The following is a 22,747-nucleotide window of genomic DNA, read 5'->3' on the forward strand; positions in this document are numbered from 1 at the left end:
TCTCATCACGAAAACAAACGGCCCTTGAGCCGATCTCAAGCGCCGCCCAAAAAGCGGCGCTTTTGCTGTGTAATGGGAAAAGTTCAGGGTATGCTTGTCGTGCGTCCCTTACTCGAGACAAATCGCCTCCGGCAATTTGCTCGGCACTACGCATAAACCGCAACGCGGTTTACGCAATCGCGATAAATCCAAAAGGGATTTACGCTTAACGCGGGGTGGAGCAGCCCGGTAGCTCGTCAGGCTCATAACCTGAAGGCCGCAGGTTCAAATCCTGCCCCCGCAACCAAAACAATCAAACAATCAAACAATCAAACCCAAAAAAGCCCCGCATGGGGCCGTTTGCGTTGCTCACATCTCCACATCCAGCCCGGAAAACAGGTCGTGCAGGGAAGCGCGCTTCTGACGTGTCGTGGAAAGTCCATTCCACCGGGTTCGAAGCCCCATCGTCACGCTGGGTAAAAAAGTGATCCCGGCGGCCTGCAAATTTGCCCACGCAAAAGCCGAAGCCCATGGGGCGGCCGACACCAACTCCGGCCCGGAATTGACTTCCGACGCCTGTCATGTGCACGATGGCTATATTAGCGTCAGCCTCACTTGCCGAGGCCACTGTTCACTTGGAGAATTCCTCACGGTCAGATCGGGTGTCTATATGCGAGATGATGTTGCGCGGATCTTTATCGGGTTCGATTCAAAGGAAGTCGTAGCTTACCACGTCCTATGCCAGAGCATCCTGGAACACTCATCCATCCCCGTGGCATTTTCGCCGATTGTGCTAGATAACCTCCGGGGCATATTCACCAGGGAACGCAACCCTCTTCAGTCCACCGAATTTTCCTTTTCCAGATTTCTTGTCCCCTATCTCAGCAACTTTGAAGGATGGTCGATCTTCATGGACTGCGACATGCTGGCGCGAGCCGATATCGCAGAACTCTGGTCGTTGAGGGATGAGATGTACTCGGCCATGTGCGTGAAGCACGATTATGTGCCGAAGGTGGAGACAAAGTTTCTCGGGCAGACGCAGACGAAATACGAGAAAAAAAACTGGTCGAGCATGATCCTGTTCAACAATGCCAAATGCACGGCGCTGTCGAAGGATTACGTGAACACAGCAACAGGCCTGCAATTGCATCAGTTTAAGTGGCTCGGTAGCGAAGAGCAGATCGGCGAGATCCCGGTCACCTGGAACTATCTGGTCAACGAATATGAGCACAGGACGGATGCCCGCCTTGTGCATTTCACCGATGGCGGCCCGTATTTCGAGGACTACAAAAACGACGACTATGCGGGGGAGTGGTTCGCCCTGCGCGATCGCGTTGTTTCGGTGCAGGAAAAAGTGAGCCAGCCGGCGCAGTAGGATCATGAGCACCATCGAATCCGGAGGAAATCCCGAAGCGAAGAGCATCTCGGGGCTCACTCTATCTGACGATTGGCGCAGGGTTCTGGCACCTTATTCCCACATCGTCCTGGTGGCTAACAGTACAATCGTGAATGTTGCCGATATTGTACGGGAATATCCACCCACAGCGCTCTTCGTGTTTTTCAACAAGGTCTACAAGATTCTGGACGAGCCCTTTGAAGGCAACGCCGTTCTTGTCTCACGAGCACAGCCCAACGGCGCCAATATCGTTTACCGGGGTGAGGTTGGGGAGGTCGTGTCCTTTTTCGAGAAGGCAAACTTCCTGGGGATCATGAACATCCGGCTGGGCCAGGAGGAGAAGCTGAATTCTGCAGCCGACTTCAATGGGGAGCCGACCGCCCATCTAGACCTCGTCGGGCTTTGCCAGGATTTCTATACGGAAGGCAAGCTCCCCACCAGCGGCTTCGCAATGGCATTGTGGCTTGCCGATCTGGGGATCCCGGCGTCGATCGTTCTCGCAGGCTTTTCGGCCAGGCGCAGCGAGAAATGGCGGCTGGTCTCAGTTCATGACTGGAACCTGGAGCAGACCTTCCTTCGGACGTTTGCGCGGCTAGGAAGGATAGATCTTCACGGCGGCATCGAACAGAATGCCTATAAGAACCTCGCAAAACGCTTTCCTGAAATTTCGGCAGAAGACATTGCGCTATCCGCAGCTGAAGTACTGTCCGAAAGGCTTGCAGATACGAATGCTGAAGTTGATAAGCTCATCTCGCTCACCAACATCATCAGGGCCGGCGATAATTTCCTGCGCCGCCTGAAGCCGCGCATGTTCAAGAAGCGCTCGTAGGCCTAGGAACAAGTTATGGAAGCATGGCACGCTGGCGGAGCTGCTAGCTTGGGACCTGACCACGCCAAAGGGGAACTCCCGTTGCCGAAGCGACCTCGGCATCGGCAGTGAATACCGGATACCGGCGTGCCATCAGCCTTTGCAGTACCGCGCTATCCATATCACTGTGAAACCGCGGCAGATTTGATTGATTGTAAGCGTGCCCGGTCGCCTTGGGGTTGATTCCTGTCACGATCACCGCAGGCGCTCCGTTGTGGAGAGCGAACAGGATGGCGTTGATGCCGTTCGAGCACTTGGCTTCTGTTTCCAGCTCGACAGTCCTGAACCCCGAGACGCGATCCAGCAGTGCCATTCGTTGATAGCGATTGACGATATGGAGATGCTCGTACTGATAATTGAAGTCTCGCAGCCCTTCCTGCAGCGCCGGCATACCGTTACGCCACAGAAGGACGTGAAGCTCGCCAGTACGCCGGCCGTCGAGCACGCGCCGCACTTCGACGGCGTTGGTGTTCGTTCCCCGTATCTGGTTGAACATCATGAAGGTGATATCGGGAGCATTCACGCCCCAGTTCTCGGTTACGATCTGCGAACCATTGACGGAAATCACGCGGTAGCTCCGATCGAAACCGACTGGTTTGTTCGATACAGGCGCAGACCCGACCACGACGACCGGTCCTTCAAGAGAAACGGAACTTAAAGGGGGCGAAGGCCGCGTGAGCGAGTACTTCAGGTGGCGATAGAGACGAATCCTTGCATCGTTTAAGAACGCCATTCGTCACCTTCGAGCACGACGAGTTGCAGCGGGCCGCTTCCGCACATCATCGGTCACCCCCGCAGGAGGGTCAAGCACCCGATGAGGGCTCGCCACGGCCATCGTCCGTTCTCCGCTGCGGCTTGCATCGACCGCCTGAATAGGGTTGGTTCTCTTCAGTGAGGGCAGACTGGACACGATGACCGCACCGCAGATCGGGATATTTCTTTTACTGGGCGTGATGCTGATCGGCTTCGCGCTGGGCAGGTTCCGATATGAACTGGTCGCCCTCTTGGGTCTGGCGGCAGGTGTGCTTTTCGGATTCGTGCCGACAGGCGCGGTCTTCGCGGGCTGGTCCAGCCCGACGGTCATCACAGTCATCGAGATCCTGCTGATCGTTCAGGCGCTCGGAAACTCGCAGGTCATCGGCGGGGCCTCCACGGCACTTGAGTGGCTTGGCAATGATCGCCGACGCATAGTGCTCTCGCTTTGCGGGCTTGGCGCCTTCCTCTCTGCCTTCATGAACAATATCGGCGCCTTGGCGCTGGTCATGCCTTTGGCGGTGTCGGCAACAGAGCGGTATTCGGTCACGCTTCGCGAAATACTCATGCCGCTGTCGTTTGCCACGCTTCTCGGTGGTCTGGGCACAGTGGTCGGCACGCCTGCCAATCTCATCGGAAGCGAGTTGATCGCGGTAACGCGCGGTTATCCTGTCGGCTTTTTCGAAATCGGCGCGATCGGCGTGCCCCTGACCCTCGCCGGTCTGGGCTACATTTTCCTTACCACGGCGAGCGGCCGCGCTGATGCGATGGCGACGGAGCGGCAGAACGCCGAGGACACGCGCTTGGTTGTCATGGAAGCCCGGCTGCCTGCAGGCTCGGTTATGATCGGCCAGAGCATTGAGGCTCTTCATGCCGAACATCGGATCACGGTCCATAACATTGTGCGCGACAACCGTTTTGTCTTTGGCGCTGCCAGCCGCATTGTCATGGTCGGGGACGTGCTGGTCATGACTGCGCCCAGGCAGGTAGCCGACCAGGCGGTTGCCTCCAGGATGCTGGCTCTTCCAGGAGACCGGAGAGCCCCGCCCGATACCGTGCGCGTCGATGCCGTGGTCCTTCCTGACAGCATCTATGTGGGATCGCCGGTGGAGAACCTGTTCGCCGGTCAAACGGGTATTGTGGTTCAGGCGGTCGGTATTACGTCACGGCGAATCGAGGGGCGGCTGGCGGATGTCCAGCTGGCGGTTGGGGATGTGCTTGCGATCCGTGGCGCGCCTGCAGCGATTGAGGAGGAGTGCACGGAAAGTGGCTTGCTGCAGGTGGCGACGGTTCCCCAGCCGGCCGAGCAGAAGTCGGACCTCGTTCCCGTCGCCGTTTTTGTCGCGGGCATCGTCGCAACCGCGGTCGTCGGTGTGGAACCAGCACTCGCCTTCGGCGCGGTGGTCCTGGTGCTTGCCCTATTGGGCCGGCTATCCATCCGGCGTGGGCTGGAAAGCATGCATTGGCCGAGCATCATCATGCTGGCATCCATGATACCGCTTGGCTCGGCGGTCGCGACCACGGGCGCTGCGACGGCGTTGGCGGATCTGATCCTTGTCGCTGTTCCGGAAAGCAGCGGTATGATGCTAACGGCCGTCATGCTGCTCCTGGCTGTTTTGCTCACCCCGTTTGTCAATAACCCTTCGACCGTCCTGATCCTTGCGCCGATCGGAATTGCGGTGGCGGAACGCTACGGGGTGCCGACCGAGCCGGTCATCGTCGCCATCACGGTTGGCGCTTCGCTGGATTTCATGACCCCGTTCGGGCACCACAACAACACCTTGGTTATGGGAGTGGCCGGCTACAGCTTTCTCGACTTCCTGCGTCGGGGTGCGCCGCTCGTCCTTCTGAGCGTATGTGTAACGCTGGCCTGCCTGCAGTTCCTTTAGCTTGCCTGGTTCCGGGCATAGCCTCCCATAAGAAGGTGGCGTTCCGCCGTGGGGCGGTGCCGCTCCAGCTGAGCGGCACCGTCTTCGAAGGAGAGCGAAAATTCAGACCGGAATATCTCCGCCAGGTGCCACTTGTCTCGGGCGTTGCCTTGGCGGACGCGCGCGACGGCCTGCATCAACTCGGCGATGACGAGGATCGTCCGATGGGCTTCCGCTAGAGAAATTGTAGCAGAGGGGAGCACGATCACCGGGATTTTCGACGTTCGCAGCGTCGTGCCGTTTCGCCAGAGCAAAAAGTTGCGCCAGTCTGCGGCGCGGACAACAAAGCCGTCGGTAATGAGTTCGGTTACATATGTGTTCACCGTGGTCGACCGGCAGGGAGCGGCGCTGACAGGTGCCGTCGTCATGCAGAGAAGCACGCGCAGATGCCAAGGCACGACGATTATGGCGTTGCAATCCTTGGCCCCGACGCTTTGTCTTGCGTGGTCTGCTCGTGTCGCATTGTGGTGAGACATGGCGTTACCATATTATCTCTATCGTGATACTAGTCTAATGTGAACGGTTGGAATTGCTAGCCATGCCTTGCGTTATGGCGAATCCACCGGAGCACCACGGAGGAGGCCCGAGACATGAGAAGCGCATGATTTCGCAAAAGGCCAGATATGCGTTGAGAGCACTCATCGCTCTTGCGCGCTCGGAAGAAGACTGCCCCAGGACGATTTCCGAAATCGCGATCGTACAGAAGATCCCGAAAAAGTTTCTCGAGCAGATCATGCTGGATCTCAAGCACCAGGGGCTTGTTGCCAGCCGGCGCGGCAAACAGGGCGGCTATCTCCTGCTCAGGCCGGCGGACAAGATCACGTTCGGAGAGATACTGCGCATCATCGATGGGCCTATCGCGCCACTGCCCTGCTTGTCGCAGACGGCCTATCGCCGTTGCGCGGATTGTGACGGCGAGAGCCTGTGCGACGTCCGCGACGTCTTTCAGAATGTTGCGGATGCAACTCGAGAGATCCTGTTTTCGACGACGATCGCCGACGCCATTGCCGGTTCGACACCAGAGGATTTGCTGCAGGTATAGCGACGGATGGTGCCATCCATCTGAATTTGGTTTATCCTGATGCCTCGTCAAATAGGCGCGTTCTTCTATTTTGTTTCTGTCTGTTGGTTTGTGAATTGCGCGCAGGATTGCCGAAGGGAAACACTTTTTCGCTGCTCCTATTGGTAGTTGACCATCTCTATAAGGTAGGTAGTCTTTTGCCATCCACGGAGGGAAGACGATGTCTAAATATATTCAAGCACTCGGTGCGCTTGCACTCAGTCTGTCTTTGACAGTCGGGGTTTTCGTTCCTGCGCACGCGGAAACGCAGCTCCTGAACGTGTCCTATGACCCTACACGCGAGCTCTATAAGGATTTCAACGCGGCGTTCGCCAAGCACTGGAAGGCGGAGACGGGCGAGGATGTCACGATTCAGCAGTCGCATGGCGGTTCCGGCAAGCAGGCCCGTTCCGTCATCGATGGACTGGAGGCCGACGTCGTGACGCTGGCGCTCGAAAGCGATATCAATGCCATAGTCGATAACAGCGGCAAGATTGCTGCCGACTGGCGGGGTCGTCTGCCGAACAACTCCTCGCCATATACCTCGACGATCGTCTTCCTGGTTCGCAAGGGCAACCCGAAGGGCATCCTCAACTGGGGCGACCTGGTCAAGGACGACGTGCAGATCGTGACGCCGAACCCGAAGACCTCCGGTGGCGCCCGCTGGAACTATCTTGCCGCCTGGGCCTGGGCGAACGAGGAGTACAAGGGCGATCAGGAGAAGATCAAGGCTTACGTCGCTGATCTCTATAAGCACGCTCCCGTTCTCGACACCGGCGCACGCGGTTCGACGGTGACCTTCGCGCAACGTCAGATCGGCGACGTCCTGCTCGCCTGGGAAAACGAAGCCTATCTGGCGGGCGAGGAATTCGGTGAGGATGCATTCGACATCGTTGTTCCGCCGATCTCCATCCTGGCTGAGCCGCCGGTTGCTGTCGTTGACGCCAACGTCGATGCTAAGGGCACCCGCAAAGTTGCTGAAGCCTATCTTCAGTACCTCTATTCGGACGAAGGCCAGAACCTCGCAGCCAAGCATTTCTACCGTCCGTCCAAGCCGGATGTCGTGGATCCTGAACTTCTGAAGGCGCTGCCGGACGTGAAGCTCGTCACTATCGACGATCCGCTCTTCGGCGGTTGGAAGAAGGCACAGCCCGAGCATTTTGGCGACGGCGGGATCTTCGACCAGATCTACAAGCCAGGCAACTAAGGGCGAACTGGATCACGCATGGCCGATACCACTGCCGTTTCAGGACAGTGGCGACTGAAGCAGCCGAGCATCATCCCCGGTTTCGGGATGACGCTCGGCTTTTCCCTCGCTTACCTGTCCCTCATCATTCTCATTCCCATCGCTGGCCTGATCTGGCGCAGCGCATCGCTGGGCTGGTCCGGCTTCTTTTCGGTTCTTGCCGATACGCGCACCCAGGACGCTCTCTTCATCAGCTTTGGAACCGCCTTCGTGGCGGCTTTGATCAACGCAATCTTTGGCGTGATCGTTGCCTGGATTCTCGTCCGCTACGAGTTCCCGGGGCGTCGCCTGATAGACGCGATGGTCGATCTTCCCTTCGCTCTGCCAACGGCGGTCGCAGGCATAGCGCTTGCGACGCTCTATGCGCCAAAGGGATGGATAGGCTCACTTTTCATGCCCTTCGATCTGCGCATCGCGTTTACGCCGCTCGGCATCATCGTCGCCCTTGTCTTCATTGGGCTGCCCTTCGTGGTCCGGACCGTTCAGCCGGTCATGGAGGAAATCGATCGCGAAGTTGAGGAAGCTGCCGCCACGCTCGGCGCCAACCGTTTCCAGACCATCACCCGCGTGCTCCTGCCGGGCCTGATGCCGGCAATCCTGACGGGGTTCGCGCTCGCATTTGCGCGTGGGGTCGGCGAATATGGCTCGGTTATATTCATCGCCGGCAACATTCCCTATGTCTCCGAGATTGCTCCGCTTCTGATCGTTATCCGGCTGGAGGAATTCAACTATGCCGGGGCAACGGCAATCGCCACCATCATGCTCCTGATTTCCTTCACGATGCTACTCGTCATCAATCTCATTCAGGCCTGGAGCCGCCGGAGGTACGGTCATGGTTGAAGATATCCACATGACAAATGCCATCGTCGGCGAGCCTCCGGAGTTTCGCAACCCGGCCAGCGAAAGTCCGGCGGCGAAGGCTGCGTTGATCCTTGCAGCGCTGGTTTTCCTGACTTTCTTTCTGTTCCTGCCGCTGGTCTCGGTCTTTGTGGAAGCCTTCCGCAAGGGCGCCGGGGAGTATCTGGCAGCACTTGCCGAGCCGGACGCGGTTTCCGCCATCAAACTGACCTTGCTGGTGGCTGCCATATCGGTGCCGCTCAACCTTGTCTTCGGACTGGCCGCCGCCTGGGCGATTGCCAAATTCGAGTTCAAGGGCAAGGCGTTCCTGATCACACTGATCGACCTTCCGTTCTCGATTTCTCCGGTTATCTCCGGCCTGGTCTACGTCCTGCTGTTTGGATCTCATAGCCTGCTCGGGCCCTGGCTGAAGAGCTACGGCATCGAGATTCTGTTTGCGGTGCCGGGCATTGTGCTGGCAACGGTCTTCGTGACGTTCCCATTCGTCGCGCGGGAGCTCATACCGCTGATGGAAGATCAGGGGACTGGCGACGAGGAGGCGGCGCTGTCGCTCGGCGCTTCGGGCTGGCAGACCTTCTGGTACATCACCCTGCCGAATATCAAGTGGGGCCTGCTCTACGGCGTCCTGCTTTGTAATGCGCGTGCCATGGGTGAATTCGGTGCCGTCTCGGTCGTGTCGGGACACATCCGGGGACTTACCAACACCATGCCGCTTCATGTCGAGATCCTCTATAACGAGTATAATTTCGTCGCGGCCTTCGCGGTGGCGTCGCTGCTTGCGCTTCTGGCGCTGGTAACCCTCGCACTCAAGACGGTTCTCGAACTGCGGTTCGGAGCCGGTAATACCGGCGGCAAGCATTGAAAGGCCCAGCGTCTATGGAAGTCAGCATCAAGAACATACGCAAGGAATTCGACCGGTTTGCCGCACTCAACGATGTCTCGCTGAACATCGCGTCCGGTGAACTGATCGCATTGCTAGGGCCTTCGGGCTCTGGCAAGACAACTCTGCTACGACTTATCGCCGGGCTGGATTTTCCGACGGCCGGCAAGATCTACTTCGGGGACGAGGATGCATCCCACCGAAGCGTACAGGATCGCAATGTCGGCTTCGTGTTTCAGCACTACGCTCTTTTCCGGCACATGACCGTCGCCGAGAACATCGGATTCGGCCTGAAGGTCCGTTCAGGTGCAAGCCGCCCGCCGAAGTCGGAGATCCGTCGCCGGGTCTCGGAATTGCTCGAAATGGTCCAGCTTTCCGGTCTTGAGGATCGCTATCCCAACCAGCTCTCGGGCGGCCAGCGGCAGCGCGTCGCTCTTGCCCGCGCCATGGCCATCGAACCACGCATCCTGTTGCTCGACGAGCCGTTCGGGGCGCTCGATGCAAAGGTGCGCAAGGAACTGCGCCGCTGGCTGCGGGAATTTCACGACAGGACAGGACACACGACGGTCTTCGTGACGCACGACCAGGAAGAGGCGCTTGAGCTTGCCGACCGGGTGGTGGTGATGAGCGGTGGCAAGATCGAACAGGTCGGGTCCGCCGACGACGTCTATGACCGCCCCGGCTCGCCCTTCGTCTTTTCCTTCATCGGGGAATCCTCGCATCTGCCAATCACGTTAAGGGGCGGCCAGATTCTGTTCCAGGGGCAATCGATAGGCGTCGTGTCCGAGAGTGGTGAGGGTGCGGGCGAGCTTTTCTTCCGCCCTGAGGATGTGCAGTTGGTGGACGCCGCAGACGCCCTCTACGGAAAGGTCACGGCATGTCGGCGTCTGGCCGGCACCCGCATCGCCGAGATCGACATCGCCAATGAGGGCAATGCTCCCTATCACGTCGAGATCGAGGTTCCGCTTTATGAGCCCGTGGCGCTGGGCAGCGATCTCCGTTTTCGCCCGACGCGATGGAAGGTCTTCCCAGGCTGACGGCACGCCGATCCATAGCAGGCCAGATCCTTTCTTGGTTTAAGCGTACTCCAAGCCTCGTTCACTGAAACTATTGGCGGCCATTCCGGTTGGACCGGAAAGCATCTTCGGGATGGAATGGCCGCGATGTCCGATTTCGATTACGCACGCCATCGGATGATAGAAGCACATATCATCCGGCGTGGCCTGACGGAGCCAAGGCTCGTGGAGGCGATGCGAAGCGTGCCGCGGGAAGCCTTTGTCGGGGCAGGCCTCCAGGAGTTCGCCTACGCGGACGCCCCGCTCTCCATCGGCCAGGGCCAGACAATTTCGCAACCCTTCATCGTCGCGCTGATGATCGAGCGGGCGACTATCGCCGCGGACGATGTGGTCCTCGAGGTTGGAACCGGTTCGGGTTATGCGGCGGCGGTCGCCAGCCGCCTCGCTCAGGATGTCTACACGATCGAACGCATTCCCGCACTTGCCGAGGAGGCGGAAGACCGGTTGCAGCGCCTGGGCTTCGGCAACATCCATGTCAGGATAGGCGACGGCACGCGGGGATGGCCGGAGGTGGCACCCTTCGATGTCATTCTTGTTACCGCAGGTGGTCCTTCGGTTCCACCGACCTTGAAGGGGCAACTCGCCATCGGCGGACGACTTATCCTGCCGGTCGGTTCCGAAAGCGAGCAACGCCTGATACGGATCACCAGAACCGGGGCAACAACGTTCGATGAGGTGGATCTCGGCGGCGTACGTTTCGTGCCACTGATAGGGAAGGAAGGTTGGTGAACATCGACCAACTCTTCCGAGCGGTAGGGCGACGAGTTGATGCGGAGGATCGGCATTGGAAACTCGTGGTGCATTCCTCTAGAAGGGCTCTTGGAACAGCTTTAGGACGAAAGACCTTGATGGCGGAACAGCTAGCAAAACCCAGCAAGGAACAGGTTCTGGATTTGATTGAGGCAAAGCTCGAGAGCGCCACTCTTGAACAGGTGTCGCTGTCCGAAGTGGCCCAGGAACTCGGGGTCACGTCCCGCTCGATCTTCAAGCAGTTCCGGACCAAGTTTGAGATTGCCGATGCCCTGGCCGCGCGCCAGCTCTCCTGCCTGATGGCTGAATTTGAGCGCAATCTCGCAACCGGCCGCCCGGAGCAGAAGCTGGCGGTCTTTCTAGCGGGGCCGGCACTTCATTGGATTCAGATAATTGAGGCGCGTCCCGGCATGGCGTCGGTCATGGTGACGGCTGTCAGCAGGCAAAGGCGCGCCGTTACCAATTTCAGGGCGTTCATCCAGGAAAAGCTGCAGACCATCCTGGAGGAGGGGCAGCGAGTGGGAGAGTTCCGGCAGTTCGATACTCGTCTTTGGGCACGCACCATTTTTGATCTGATGGCGGTCGTGGGTGATCCACGGGTTGTCCAATTGATTCCGCTCCCGGAGGTGTCTTCGCGCACCGACCGCGTCGTATCCTTCATCCTGCAGTCCGTTCTGCGCGAAACGCCGGCAGAATCCGCCCTGTAAATGTGACCTCCGAGAACTCGAACGGCGTGGACGGTGCCAATTGACACCGCCCGCCGTTATGTGAAACATGGCCCTATTCCGAGGGGGGCATCTTAACGATGCTGAGATGGCGGTGAGCCGGACCCTTGAACCTGATCCGGGTCATACCGGCGTAGGAACGGAAACGGCCAGTCTTCGGCGCCAATTCTCTTCTCCGCTTTACCTGGATCTCCATGATTTGACCGTCGGGAGATCGATTGATGCCATTCACGACCAGAACCACTGACGGGTCCCGTCAGCCTCGCGGCACCTCGTCGCGATAGCGCAGGCTCTGATGTCTTTGCGCCACATGGGACCTGGCTTGTTGAGCCTCGTCGCGATCTGGCAGACCATCGTCTGGCTGATTGCACCGCCACGTTACATCCTGCCATCGCCGCTGGAAGTGGGGGCAACCCTCGTTCGCCAGTCGGATTTTCTGTTCCGGCACGGCCTGATCACGCTTTCGGAAGTTCTCGCGGGACTGGTCTGTGGATCGGTGCTCGGGTTTGGAGTCGCCTTCGGAATCGCGGCGCTGCCGCGGCTCGGCAGGCTCGTCTGGCCGATGATGCTGATCCTCCAGGCGCTGCCAGTCTTCGTGCTCGCTCCCATCCTCGTCCTGTGGTTCGGCTTCGGCATGGCCTCCAAGGTCGTCATGGCGACGATCATCATATTCTTTCCTGTGGCTTCTTCCTTCGCCGACGGCTTGCGTCGCACCGAACCTGCCATCCTCGATGCCGTTGCGCTGACCAGGGCCAGCCATTGGCAGACGCTTCGCTATATCCGCGTGCCGCTGGCGCTGCCGGGGTTGGTGTCCGGCCTGCGGATGGCTGCACCGCTGGCGCCGATCGGCGCAGTTGTGGGTGAATGGGTCGGCGCGTCGGCGGGCCTCGGCTTCGTCATGGTGCAATCAAATGCCCGCATGCAGACCGGCACCGTCTTCGCGGCGATGGCAATTCTTGCCGCCATGACCCTCGTCTTGCGCTGGATCGTCGATCGTCTGACGGCGCGACTCACGCCTTGGGCGCCCGAGCATGTCAGAACACCATCCGAAATCATTAGCCGGAGAATAAATAAATGATACGCCGCTTGCTTGCTCTTATTGCTCTTGCGCTCACCGTCTTGCCGGCACCTTCTCTGGCGGCTGAAAAGCTGACAGTGATGCTGGAATGGTTCGTCAATCCGGATCACGCACCCATGGTGATAGCCAAGGAGAGAGGCCTGTTCGAGGAAGCGGGCCTCGAAGTCGAGCTTCTACCGCCCGCCGATCCATCCGCCGTACCGCGGCTCGTCTCGGCCAGGCAGGCCGATGTCGGTGTTCACTACCAGCCGAACCTCTATCTGGACCATGCCGCCGGTCTGCCGCTGGTGCGCTTCGGCACGTTGGTCGAGACGCCGCTCAATACGGTGACGGTACTCGCCGACGGCCCGATCAAGGCGCTGGCAGACCTCAAGGGCAAGAAGGTCGGTCTTTCCGTCTCCGGTTTCGAGGATGCGATGCTTAAACGCATGCTGGCGGGCGACGGCCTTACCATGGACGATATAGAACTCGTCAACGTCAACTTCGCACTTACCGCCTCGTTGATTGGTGGCCAGGTCGATGCAACGCTCGGCGGTTTCCGCAATTTCGAGCTGACCCAGATTCGCCTCGAAGGTGCCAAGGGCATTTCCTTTTTCCCGGAGGAGCATGGGGTGCCGGTCTATGACGAGCTGATCTTCGTGGCTCACAAGGATCTCGCCCGAGACACTGCGGGCGACGACCGTCTGCGCCGCTTCCTGACGGCCGTCGAAGAGGCTGCCGTGTTCCTCACCAACCATCCGGATGACGCCTGGCAGCTCTTCATCAAGGCATATCCTGATCTGGATGACGAATTGAACCGCCAGGCCTTCATTGATACGCTGCCGCGCTTTGCCAAGCGCCCCGCGGCACTGGATCGCGGCCGGTACGAGCGGTTCGGAGCCTTCATGGCAGAAAGCGGCCTCGTGGACAGCGCCCCGAAGGTCGAAGATCTGGCGGTTGAGCTCCAGTGGAACTGAACGAAGAGAGCGCGCAGACCTTCGGACCTGGCGCGGTTGCGGATGCAGATGCGTCGGCAACTCGGCCGTTGCCGTTGCCGTTGGAGCGGGTGGCGGGGCAAGCCGCGAGGGCAATCGAAACGGGCCTCTCCTTCGGCCTTGCGGCAGTGCTGGCCCTTCTCCTTGCGCTTGTTCTCGTTTCCGTCGTGCTTCGTTACGCCTTTTCGACCGGTGTGGTGGGCGCGGAAGAGGCCGCCATCTGGCTCTTCGGTGCGCTCGTCGCGGCCGGATTGCCGCTCGGGCTTTCGGGGCCGCTTGCCATGCGGCTCGATGCGCTGTTGCGCGTGCTGCCCGGACCATGGCTGGTGCCGAGCCAGCTGGTGGCCGACGCCTTCACGATGATTGCGGGTCTCTCCCTTCTGGCCGGAGGGACCAGTGCCGCCGGTTTGATAGGCTCGACATCCGTGGCGCTCGGCCTTCCGGACTGGCTCCGCCCTGCGGGTCTGGCCGCGGGCGGTGGGCTGCTGATTGCCCTTCTGTTCCTGAAACGGGTTTCTGAGGGCCGTGCGATCCCAGTCCTCCTGTCCAGCGTCCTTGCGGCGTGTGCCTATGCCTGCGTTCAGGGGTTCACGATCGATCTCTCCTGGCCGCCAAGCCTGATCGCGCTGCTGATCGCGGGATTTGGGCTGGCTCTTGGCGCGCCGCTCGCCCATTGTCTTCTCGCAGGCGCCTTCCTGGTCATCCCCTTCGGTAGCGGCCTGCCCGAAGGCGCCATTGTTTCCACTGCAACCAGCGGCCTCTCTCGTTTCCTTCTCCTTGCAATCCCTTTCTTCCTGCTGGCCGGTGGGCTTCTCACCACATCCGGCGCGGCCGGGCATCTCGTCCGGCTGGCGGCAAGCCTGGTCGGCCACCGTCGCGGAGGGCTTGCCCAGACGGCATTGCTGACAAGCGTATTTTTCTCCGGCGCCTCCGGCTCCTCGGTGGCAAACGCAGCCTTCGGCGCCACGACCTTTTTCCCGCAACTCGTTCAAAACGGTTACCGGCGGGAGCAGGCGGGCGCGATCGTGGCTGCGACATCCGTGCTCGACAACGTCATCCCGCCATCGATCGCCTTCCTGCTGCTGGCCGCCGCGACTGACCTTTCGGTCGGCGCCCTGCTGGTTGGCGGCATCTATGCCGGCCTTCTGATGGCGCTCTGCCTGGCGGTGGCCATCCATGTCGCCAATCGCCATACGGCGCCCGCGCCTGCCGCAACGAATAGGGAGCGGGGCCAAGCCTTCGTGTCCGCGATCCCGGCACTCGGCCTGGTGCTCGTGGTTGTCACCGGCATCCGCCTGGGCGTGGTCACGACGACAGAGGCCGCTGCACTGGCAGCCTTCTATGCGCTTCTGCTCGTCATCGCGGCCGGCTCCAGGGTGCGCGGCATGGTTTGGACGTTCCGGCAGGCGGCAAGTGAGGCCGCCGCCGTTGGCTTGCTGATCGGTGCTGCCGGCCCCGTCACCTTCCTGCTTGCCGTCGATGACGTTGCAACGCTCGTGACAACCCTTGTGACAGCGTTCGGCAGCCATCCGCTGCCGGTCCTGTTACTGTGCAATCTGGTGCTGCTCGGTGTGGGACTGGTGCTGGATATCGGCGCAGCAATCCTGTTGCTCGGGCCGATCCTGCTTCCGGCGGCGGTCGCGGCCGGCATGGATCCCGTCCACTTCGGTGTCATCCTCGTCGTCAACCTGATGATCGGCGGGCTGACGCCGCCGGTCGGCATTCTCGTCTTCGTCGTGAGCGGCCTAACGGGTATCGAGGCGGCCAGCCTGTTCAAGGCCGTGTCTCCCTATCTCGTCGCACTCCTCGCCGCGCTTTCTGTTCTGTGCCTTGCCGCACTCATTCTCTGAGAGGTTTTCATGGTTTCGTTGACTCGCCGCACACTCATTTCCGCCGCTGCGCTTGCACCCGTACTCGCCGCCCCGGGCATCCTGCGTCCCGCAAACGCCCGTACTTCGACGCTGACTGTCGCCTCCCTTCTCGGCGAGGACAAGCCGGAGACGAAGGTCTGGCACCGCATTGCCGATCTGCTGGATGAACGCCTGCCGGGCCGCTTCCGCTTCCGGATCGTTACCAATGGCGCGCTGGGTGGCGAAAAGGACGTGGCGGATGGCGCCCGCCTCGGCTCCGTCCATGCAAGCCTCAGCACGGTCTCGACCCTTTCCGCCTGGGTGCCGCAACTGCAGGTCCTCGACCTTCCCTTCTTGTTTCGCGATGCCGGACACCTGCGGCAGGCCGTGTCCGGAAGCTTGGGTGCCGATCTGAAGCAGCGTCTTGCGGATCAGGGCTTTATTGTTAGCGACTTCATCGACTACGGCGCACGCCATCTGCTCGCAAAGGAGCCGATCATCCGCCCCGAACAGCTGCGCGGCAAGACGATGCGCGTCATCCAGAGCCGTCTCCACACCGCGCTGTGGAGTTCCTTCGGCGCAGTGCCCGTCGGGATCCCGATCACCGAGACCTACAATTCACTGGCGACGGGTGTTGCCGACGCCATGGATCTGACGGCTTCCGCCGCTGCGGGGTTCAAGCTGTACGAGGTCGTGCCGTTCCTGACCCGCACCGCCCATATCCGGTCGTCTGGCGTGATCTTCTATTCGGCGAGCTTCTGGAACACCCTGAACGACGAGGAGAAGGCCATTGTGACTGCGGTGTCGGGAGAGGCGGCAGGCTATTTCGACGGGCTGATGGAGGAGGACGAGGTGGCATCGCTTGAAACCATCCGGACGCATGGCGGCCGCGTGATCGAGCCTGAACGTCTGGAGGATTGGCAGACGGGCGCGCAGTCCGTTTGGGAGGAGTTTGCCGAAGTCGTCGGCGGCCGAGCGATCATCGACGCCGTGAGAGAAATCTAGGCGGTTACATATGCCGTCAGACCACTCTCCCTCCGTAAAATCCGGTGCCGGCACTTTGCTCCCCATGCGGCTTTGGCTATCAATCGAGGCAGGAGCATAGCAGGCGGAGCAGAGCGTGGACGAAGTGGAGTGCGTCGTCGTCGGTGCAGGCGTGGTCGGGTTGGCGATTGCGAGAGCCCTTTCTTTTGCCGGGCGGGAGGTGCTGATCCTCGAGGCAGGCGATGCAATCGGGACAGGAACCTCGTCGCGCAACAGCGAGGTGATCCATGCCGGCATTTACTATCCTGCCGGTAGCCTGATGGCGCAGCTGTGCGTGAGAGGCAGGCAGGCGCTTTACCGATATTGCGGGGAGCGTGGGCTGCCACACCGTAACTGCGGCAAGCTGATCGTTGCCACCTCCGCGGACGAACTCGCCATGCTGCCGGCGATTGCCGCACGGGCTGCCGCCAACGGCGTGTCCGATCTGAGGCAGATTTCCGCTGATGAAGCGCTCGATCTGGAACCCGCCTTGAGGGCGACGGGGGCGCTGTTGTCGCCCTCCACCGGCATCATCGATGCCCACGCGCTGATGGTGTCGCTGCTCGGCGATGCCGAACATGCGGGTGCCCTCATCGCCCTCAAGGCACCGGTGATCGGGGCACGGGTTGCAGATGTCGGGATCGAGCTCGATGTCGGTGGCGACGAGCCGATGACGCTGCGCTGCCGGATGTTGGTGAATGCTGCCGGCCATGGCGCCCCGGCCCTTGCAAATGCGATTGCCGGTATGCCGCGGGACAAGATCCCGCAGGCATATTTCGCCAAGGGCAGCTATTTCGCGATGACCGGCAGGACGCCGTTCACGCGGCTGATCTACCCAGTGCCGGTGAAGGGTGGGCTTGGCATTCACCTGACGCTCGATCTTGCTGGCCAGGCCCGGTTCGGCCCCGATGTCGAATGGGTGGACGGGCTGCATTACGAGGTCGATCCCGCCCGCGCCGAGAGTTTCTACCGCGGCATTCGCCGCTACTATCCCGGACTTGCCGACGATTCATTGATCCCTGCCTATTCCGGCATCCGTCCGAAGATCGTGCCGCCGGAAGTGGCGGCGCAGGATTTCGTCATCCAGAGCGTCCAGATCCACGGTGTGCCGGGGCTCATCAACCTGTTCGGTATAGAATCGCCAGGCCTCACCTCCTGCCTCGCGATCGGGGATTTCGTGCAGGCAATGGTAAGCCGGGGCTGACGCGTCAGATGTTGCGGCGCTTGCCCTCCAGGAGGTCGAGTACCTTGTTGGCGGCATCGAGCACATTGGTGCCGGGGCCGAAGACGGCAGCAACTCCGTTGTCCAGCAGGAAGTCATAATCCTGTCGGGGTACGACACCGCCGACGACGACGATGATATCGGCACCGCCCCGCGATTTCAGCGCCTCCACGAGCTGGGGCGCAAGTGTCCGGTGGCCCGCTGCAAGCGACGACATCCCGAGAACTTGCACTTTTTCCTTCACGGCCAAATCTGCCGCTTCCTCCGGCGTCTGGAACAGGGGGCCGGCGAGCACGTCGAAGCCGATGTCGCCGAAAGCGGATGCGATCACCTTGGCGCCGCGGTCGTGCCCGTCCTGCCCAAGCTTGGCAACCATGATCTTCGGCCTGCCGGCCGCCTTGCCGTAATCGGAAAGTCGGGAAACGATCGTCTTGTATTCCGGGTCGCCCTCGTAGGCATTCCCGTAGATGTCACCGACCACTTCCGGCACGGCGGCGTGGTCGCCAAAGGACTTGCGCATGGCATCGGAAATCTCGCCGACGGTGGCGCGGGCGCGCGCCGCCTCGACGGCCGCTTCGAGCAGGTTGCCCTGGCCGGATTTTGCGACGTCGGCAAGGGCGGCGAGCGCCAGTTCGACCTGTTTCGGGTCACGCTGCCGGCGCACGTCTCCCAGTCGCTTTATCTGGGACTTTCGTACAGCGGTGTTGTCGATGGCGAGGATGTCGATCTCGTCCTCGTTTTCGAGCCGGAATTTGTTGACGCCGACGATGATCTCCTCGCCACGGTCCACCTTGGCCTGACGCAGCGTTGCAGCTTCCTCGATCAGGCGCTTGGGAAGGCCGTCGGCCACCGCCTTGGTCATTCCGCCAAGGCCTTCGACTTCCTCGATCAGCGCCCAGGCCTTTTCCGCTAGTTCGTTGGTCAGGCTCTCGACGTAGTAGGAACCGGCGAGCGGATCGACGACCTTGGTAACACCGGTCTCGTGCTGAAGGATGAGCTGGGTGTTACGGGCGATGCGGGCGGAGAAATCGGTCGGCAGTGCCATCGCTTCGTCCAGCGCATTGGTGTGCAGCGACTGGGTGCCGCCGAGCACCGCCGACAGCGCTTCGTAGGCGGTGCGGATGACGTTGTTGTAAGGGTCCTGCTCAGCCAACGAAACGCCGGAGGTCTGGCAATGGGTGCGCAGCATCAGCGAGCCGGGTTTCTTCGGCTCGAATTCCTCCATGATGCGCGACCACAGCAGGCGCGCGGCGCGCAGCTTGGCCGCTTCCATGAAGAAGTTCATGCCGATGGCGAAGAAGAAGGACAGCCGCCCGGCGAAATCGTCGACGTTGAGGCCCTTGGCGAGTGCTGCCCGCACGTATTCACGGCCGTCGGCCAGCGTGAAGGCAAGTTCCTGTACCAGCGTCGCACCGGCTTCCTGCATGTGATAGCCGGAAATCGAGATGGAGTTGAAGCGCGGCATTTCCTTTGCCGTATACTCGATGATGTCGGCGACGATCCGCATCGAGGGTTCGGGCGGATAGATATAGGTGTTGCGGACCATGAACTCCTTGAGAATATCATTCTGGATGGTCCCCGAAAGTTCGGCTCGCGAACAGCCCTGCTCCTCGCCGGCGACGATAAAGGAGGCGAGGATCGGGATGACCGCGCCGTTCATCGTCATCGATACCGACATATCCTTCAGCGGAATGCCGTCGAACAGGATCTTCATGTCCTCGACGCTATCGATCGCAACGCCCGCCTTGCCGACATCGCCCTCGACGCGTGGGTGATCGCTGTCGTAGCCGCGGTGGGTGGCTAGGTCGAAGGCGACGGAGAGGCCTTTCTGGCCGGCGGCAAGGTTGCGGCGATAGAAAGCATTGGATGCTTCGGCGGTGGAGAAGCCGGCATACTGGCGGATGGTCCACGGCCGGCCGGCATACATGGTGGCGCGTGGTCCACGCACGAAGGGCTTGATGCCAGGCAGCGTGTCGAGGTGGTCAATGCCTTCGAGGTCGTCAGCCGTGTAGAGCGGCTTGACATCGATGCCTTCGGCCGTGTGCCAGACCAGCGTTTCCGGAGAGGCTTTCAGCTCCTTCTCGGCCAGCACATGCCAGTCCTTCGGAACTTTCGTCGGATCCTCGATCCGGCTCCCTGCCGTCATGCTCGTCTTAACATCTTTATCCGACACCGATTTTCTCCTGAATATGCGGTTTCGTTCACGCGCGTCATGGACGCCGTGATGATCAATATACAACGCGGACGGGGCGCTGAAAGCTGCCTCGTAAGTTTAGTTGTCAGGTGACGCGCTCCAGCGTCTCCCTGCACGACTACAGGGTAGGCACCCGCCACCGTTCGAGCGCCCTCGCGCCACTTTCGCTGAGGCCATAGACGCCTTTGTCGATCCTTTCGAACCAGCCGTAATAATTGTTGAGCAGGATCTGACCGGCGGTGGGCGTCACCACCTTGAGGTCGCGCGGCCGCAATGGGCCATCGACGAGTGCCGCAGCGCAGGCGAGCGACTGCTGGCGATAGGCAGTCATGATCGGGACCTTTGTCGAGCCACCGAGGGCGGGGTCGCCCTGGCGTTTGCGGTGTTCCTTGACCAATCGTGTGCGCCGCTTCGGATTGGTGCGCGGCATTGGAGATACGGAACTGACGATGATGCTGACCTCGCCCGCATCGGAGACACCCAGCATGCCGATGCCGAGCCGTCGGCAGAGGTCACGGTAACGCTTGTCAGCCTCCCGCCCCCTGCCTTTGGCGGAAACGCGGGCGGCAATCCAGACCTCGTCGGCCGCAGCGGCCCGATCCACCGCCTGCAGGACCAGTTCAAGATTGAAGGAGAGCTTTAGCTCGCAGACAACCACGACCGCGGTGTCACCTTCGATAAGGCCGACGACATCGCAGCCGCCGATCTCGCCCTTGACGGCATAACCGGCATTTTCCAGGAAGTGTTTGACGGGAAGGTAGAGGGAGGTTTCCATGAAAGCCCGGAATCAATGATCGGCGGGAGCCTTAGCACGGCTTCCGCGGAACCCATGCTTCGATCGTGACGAGCGATGGGATAGCATGCTCGCCGACCTTCCGATCTACTCGAACTCCATGATCAGTTCATCGACTGCCAGGCTCTGGCCGGCGCTGGCGGCAACACGCTTGACGACGCCCTTGCGCTCAGCCTTCAGCACGTTCTCCATCTTCATCGCCTCGACGCTTGCGAGTGTCTGGCCGGCTTCGACGGGATCGCCTTCCTTGACGGTGATCGCGGTGATGACACCCGGCATCGGGCAGAGCAGCATCTTCGACGTATCCGGCGGCAGCTTGATGGGCATGAGGCGTGCGAGCTCGGCGACGCGCGGGTTACGTACCCGTGTCGTCACATCAATGCCGCGCCAGCGAAGCCGGATGGCTGAACCGGTGAGATCGACCTTCACGCCCATGTGGCGCCCGCCAACATGGAAACTCGCATGGCTTCGGCCGGGTTGCCATCCGGTTGCGACCGAAATGGCGGCGTCCTGTCCGAACCGCGCGAAAACTCCGTCCGGAGATGTTTCGAGGACGCCTTCCATCTCTGCGCCTGCAATCGTCACGACCCAGCTGTTGCCGACGACACGGCGGTGATTGCCGATGGTGCCGGAGATCTGCACCGCGCGCTTCTGAAGCGTCTGGTTGATCACCATGGCGATGGCGGCGAGCGCACGTACCGCATCCGCATTCGGGGCGACACCGGAAAAGCCCTCCGGAAATTCTTCCGCAATGAAGGCGGTAGTGATCTTGCCCGATCGGAAGCGGGGATGCTCCATGACGGCGGACAGGAAGGGCAGGTTATGGCCGATGCCTTCCACCTCGAAATCGTCCAGCGCCGCGCCCATCGCATCGACGGCCGTAATTCGATCGGGAGCCCAGGTGCAGAGCTTGGCGATCATCGGATCGTAGTACATCGAGATTTCGCCGCCTTCGAAGACGCCCGTATCGTTGCGGATCACGGTGCCGTTCCCACGCTTGCCCTCCGCCGGAGGACGGTAACGGCTGAGGCGGCCGATAGACGGCAGGAAGTTGCGGTAGGGATCTTCCGCATAGAGCCGGCTTTCAATCGCCCAGCCGGTAAGCGTCACGTCGTCCTGAGCGAAGGAGAGTTTTTCACCGGCGGCGACGCGGATCATCTGCTCCACCAGGTCGATGCCGGTGACAAGCTCGGTGACAGGATGCTCCACCTGCAGGCGGGTATTCATCTCGAGGAAGTAGAAATTGCGGTTGCCATCGACGATGAATTCCACCGTGCCGGCCGAATGGTAGCCCACGGCCTTCGCCAGCGCGACCGCCTGCTCACCCATCGCCTTGCGGGTCTCCCCGTCGAGGAATGGCGAGGGTGCCTCCTCGACGACCTTCTGGTTGCGGCGCTGGATCGAGCATTCCCGTTCGCCGAGATAAAGGACCGTACCGTACTTGTCACCGAGCACCTGGATCTCGATGTGGCGCGGCTGGTCGACGAACTTCTCGATGAAGATGCGGTCGTCGCCGAAAGAGGATTTCGCCTCGTTCTTGGACGACTGGAAGCCCTCTCGAGCCTCCGCGTCGTTCCAGGCGATGCGCATGCCCTTGCCGCCGCCGCCGGCGGACGCCTTGATCATTACTGGATAGCCGATCGCCGAAGCGATTTTTACCGCCTCGTCGGCATCTTCGATCAGGTCCATATGGCCCGGAACCGTCGAAACACCGGCTTCGGCCGCGAGCTTCTTGGAGGTGATTTTGTCGCCCATCGCCTTAATGGCGCCGACCGGCGGGCCGATGAAGGCGATGCCGGCTTTTTCGAGGGCTTCGGCAAAGGCCGGGTTTTCCGAGAGGAAGCCGTAGCCGGGATGGACCGCATCGGCGCCGGACTTGTGGATCGCGTCGAGGATCTTGTCGATGACGATATAGGACTGGTTGGACGGCGAGGGCCCGATATGGATGGCCTCGTCGGCCTGTTTCACATGCAGTGCATCGGCATCGGCGTCCGAATAGACGGCGACCGTCTTGATGCCCATCTTCTTCGCCGTCCGGATGACCCGGCAGGCTATTTCGCCACGGTTGGCAATGAGGATTTTGGAAATCGCCAC

At 60.8% G+C, this 22,747-nt stretch carries 19 protein-coding genes, 1 tRNA gene, 1 pseudogene and 1 riboswitch; of the genes and pseudogenes, 16 read left to right on the plus strand and 5 right to left on the minus strand.

Annotated features, from left to right (window positions below):
• Nucleotides 1-209: 209 nt before the first annotated feature.
• The 3 genes from LH464_RS11500 (at nucleotide 210) to LH464_RS11510 (ending at nucleotide 2,204) form a co-directional block, all read left to right on the plus strand.
• Nucleotides 210-286, plus strand: a tRNA-Met gene (locus LH464_RS11500).
• Nucleotides 287-649: 363 nt separating this feature from the next.
• The gene (locus LH464_RS11505; RefSeq protein ID WP_226786679.1) at nucleotides 650-1,354 is read left to right on the plus strand and encodes a glycosyltransferase; all 705 of its coding nucleotides are present in this window, start codon (nucleotides 650-652) and stop codon (nucleotides 1,352-1,354) included.
• Nucleotides 1,355-1,358: 4 nt separating this feature from the next.
• Complete coding sequence (locus LH464_RS11510) at nucleotides 1,359-2,204, plus strand: 3-deoxy-manno-octulosonate cytidylyltransferase (RefSeq protein WP_226786528.1); 846 nt, start codon at nucleotides 1,359-1,361, stop codon at nucleotides 2,202-2,204.
• Nucleotides 2,205-2,247: 43 nt separating this feature from the next.
• Here the strand turns inward: LH464_RS11510 and LH464_RS11515 are convergent, their stop codons facing one another.
• The gene (locus LH464_RS11515) at nucleotides 2,248-2,976 is read right to left on the minus strand and encodes a membrane-anchored protein (RefSeq protein WP_315859633.1); all 729 of its coding nucleotides are present in this window, start codon (nucleotides 2,974-2,976) and stop codon (nucleotides 2,248-2,250) included.
• Between the two features lie 178 nt (nucleotides 2,977-3,154).
• On the opposite strand from LH464_RS11515, the gene LH464_RS11520 reads away from it, so the two are divergent.
• The gene (locus LH464_RS11520) at nucleotides 3,155-4,885 is read left to right on the plus strand and encodes an SLC13 family permease (RefSeq protein WP_226786530.1); all 1,731 of its coding nucleotides are present in this window, start codon (nucleotides 3,155-3,157) and stop codon (nucleotides 4,883-4,885) included.
• On the opposite strand, the gene LH464_RS11525 is transcribed toward LH464_RS11520, so the two are convergent.
• Complete coding sequence (locus LH464_RS11525; protein ID WP_226786531.1) at nucleotides 4,882-5,400, minus strand: hypothetical protein; 519 nt, start codon at nucleotides 5,398-5,400, stop codon at nucleotides 4,882-4,884. The two genes, LH464_RS11520 and LH464_RS11525, sit on opposite strands and share 4 nt — an antisense overlap.
• A gap of 125 nt (nucleotides 5,401-5,525) precedes the next feature.
• Here LH464_RS11525 and LH464_RS11530 point away from each other — a divergent pair, with 125 nt between their 5' ends.
• The 12 genes and pseudogenes from LH464_RS11530 to LH464_RS11585 all read left to right on the plus strand — a co-directional run bounded on the left by LH464_RS11530 (nucleotide 5,526) and on the right by LH464_RS11585 (nucleotide 17,648).
• Nucleotides 5,526-5,966, plus strand: coding sequence for an RrF2 family transcriptional regulator (locus tag LH464_RS11530; protein WP_226786532.1), 441 nt, complete (start codon nucleotides 5,526-5,528; stop codon nucleotides 5,964-5,966).
• 199 nt (nucleotides 5,967-6,165) lie between these two features.
• Nucleotides 6,166-7,191 carry a sulfate ABC transporter substrate-binding protein gene (locus tag LH464_RS11535; RefSeq protein WP_226786533.1) on the plus strand — a complete coding sequence of 342 codons (1,026 nt, stop codon included), beginning with the start codon at nucleotides 6,166-6,168 and terminating at the stop codon, nucleotides 7,189-7,191.
• Nucleotides 7,192-7,209: 18 nt separating this feature from the next.
• The gene (cysT, locus tag LH464_RS11540; protein ID WP_226786534.1) at nucleotides 7,210-8,070 is read left to right on the plus strand and encodes a sulfate ABC transporter permease subunit CysT; all 861 of its coding nucleotides are present in this window, start codon (nucleotides 7,210-7,212) and stop codon (nucleotides 8,068-8,070) included.
• A 10-nt stretch (nucleotides 8,071-8,080) separates the two neighbouring features.
• Nucleotides 8,081-8,950 carry a sulfate ABC transporter permease subunit CysW gene (cysW, locus tag LH464_RS11545; protein WP_390624970.1) on the plus strand — a complete coding sequence of 290 codons (870 nt, stop codon included), beginning with the start codon at nucleotides 8,081-8,083 and terminating at the stop codon, nucleotides 8,948-8,950.
• Nucleotides 8,951-8,964: 14 nt separating this feature from the next.
• Nucleotides 8,965-10,005 carry a sulfate/molybdate ABC transporter ATP-binding protein gene (locus LH464_RS11550; RefSeq protein WP_226786536.1) on the plus strand — a complete coding sequence of 347 codons (1,041 nt, stop codon included), beginning with the start codon at nucleotides 8,965-8,967 and terminating at the stop codon, nucleotides 10,003-10,005.
• Between the two features lie 126 nt (nucleotides 10,006-10,131).
• Nucleotides 10,132-10,770, plus strand: a pseudogene (locus tag LH464_RS11555) (protein-L-isoaspartate(D-aspartate) O-methyltransferase); the annotation flags it as partial.
• Nucleotides 10,771-10,892: 122 nt separating this feature from the next.
• The gene (locus LH464_RS11560; protein ID WP_226786537.1) at nucleotides 10,893-11,501 is read left to right on the plus strand and encodes a TetR/AcrR family transcriptional regulator; all 609 of its coding nucleotides are present in this window, start codon (nucleotides 10,893-10,895) and stop codon (nucleotides 11,499-11,501) included.
• A gap of 71 nt (nucleotides 11,502-11,572) precedes the next feature.
• Nucleotides 11,573-11,676, plus strand: a riboswitch (TPP riboswitch).
• Between the two features lie 138 nt (nucleotides 11,677-11,814).
• Complete coding sequence (locus LH464_RS11565) at nucleotides 11,815-12,597, plus strand: ABC transporter permease (RefSeq protein WP_226786538.1); 783 nt, start codon at nucleotides 11,815-11,817, stop codon at nucleotides 12,595-12,597.
• Nucleotides 12,594-13,553, plus strand: coding sequence for an ABC transporter substrate-binding protein (locus LH464_RS11570; protein WP_226786539.1), 960 nt, complete (start codon nucleotides 12,594-12,596; stop codon nucleotides 13,551-13,553). Before LH464_RS11565 ends, LH464_RS11570 begins: the two co-directional genes overlap by 4 nt.
• A gap of 68 nt (nucleotides 13,554-13,621) precedes the next feature.
• Nucleotides 13,622-15,421, plus strand: a complete 1,800-nt coding sequence (locus tag LH464_RS11575) for a TRAP transporter large permease subunit (RefSeq protein WP_390624971.1) — start codon at nucleotides 13,622-13,624, stop codon at nucleotides 15,419-15,421.
• Nucleotides 15,422-15,430: 9 nt separating this feature from the next.
• Complete coding sequence (locus tag LH464_RS11580; RefSeq protein ID WP_226786540.1) at nucleotides 15,431-16,426, plus strand: TRAP transporter substrate-binding protein; 996 nt, start codon at nucleotides 15,431-15,433, stop codon at nucleotides 16,424-16,426.
• A 115-nt stretch (nucleotides 16,427-16,541) separates the two neighbouring features.
• A complete protein-coding gene (locus LH464_RS11585; RefSeq protein WP_226786541.1) occupies nucleotides 16,542-17,648 on the plus strand; it encodes an NAD(P)/FAD-dependent oxidoreductase in 1,107 nt (368 codons plus the stop codon).
• Nucleotides 17,649-17,652: 4 nt separating this feature from the next.
• On the opposite strand, the gene scpA is transcribed toward LH464_RS11585, so the two are convergent.
• The 3 genes from scpA to LH464_RS11600 all read right to left on the minus strand — a co-directional run bounded on the left by scpA (nucleotide 17,653) and on the right by LH464_RS11600 (nucleotide 22,747).
• Entirely contained in the window at nucleotides 17,653-19,812 is a 2,160-nt protein-coding gene (gene scpA, locus LH464_RS11590; RefSeq protein ID WP_226786681.1) for a methylmalonyl-CoA mutase, read from the minus strand.
• 166 nt (nucleotides 19,813-19,978) lie between these two features.
• The gene (locus LH464_RS11595; RefSeq protein ID WP_226786542.1) at nucleotides 19,979-20,635 is read right to left on the minus strand and encodes a DUF2161 domain-containing phosphodiesterase; all 657 of its coding nucleotides are present in this window, start codon (nucleotides 20,633-20,635) and stop codon (nucleotides 19,979-19,981) included.
• Between the two features lie 105 nt (nucleotides 20,636-20,740).
• The gene (locus LH464_RS11600; RefSeq protein WP_226786543.1) at nucleotides 20,741-22,747 is read right to left on the minus strand and encodes an acetyl-CoA carboxylase biotin carboxylase subunit; all 2,007 of its coding nucleotides are present in this window, start codon (nucleotides 22,745-22,747) and stop codon (nucleotides 20,741-20,743) included.

The organism is Pseudorhizobium xiangyangii (assembly GCF_020531965.1).
GTDB classification, from domain to species: Bacteria; Pseudomonadota; Alphaproteobacteria; order Rhizobiales; family Rhizobiaceae; genus Neorhizobium; species Neorhizobium xiangyangii.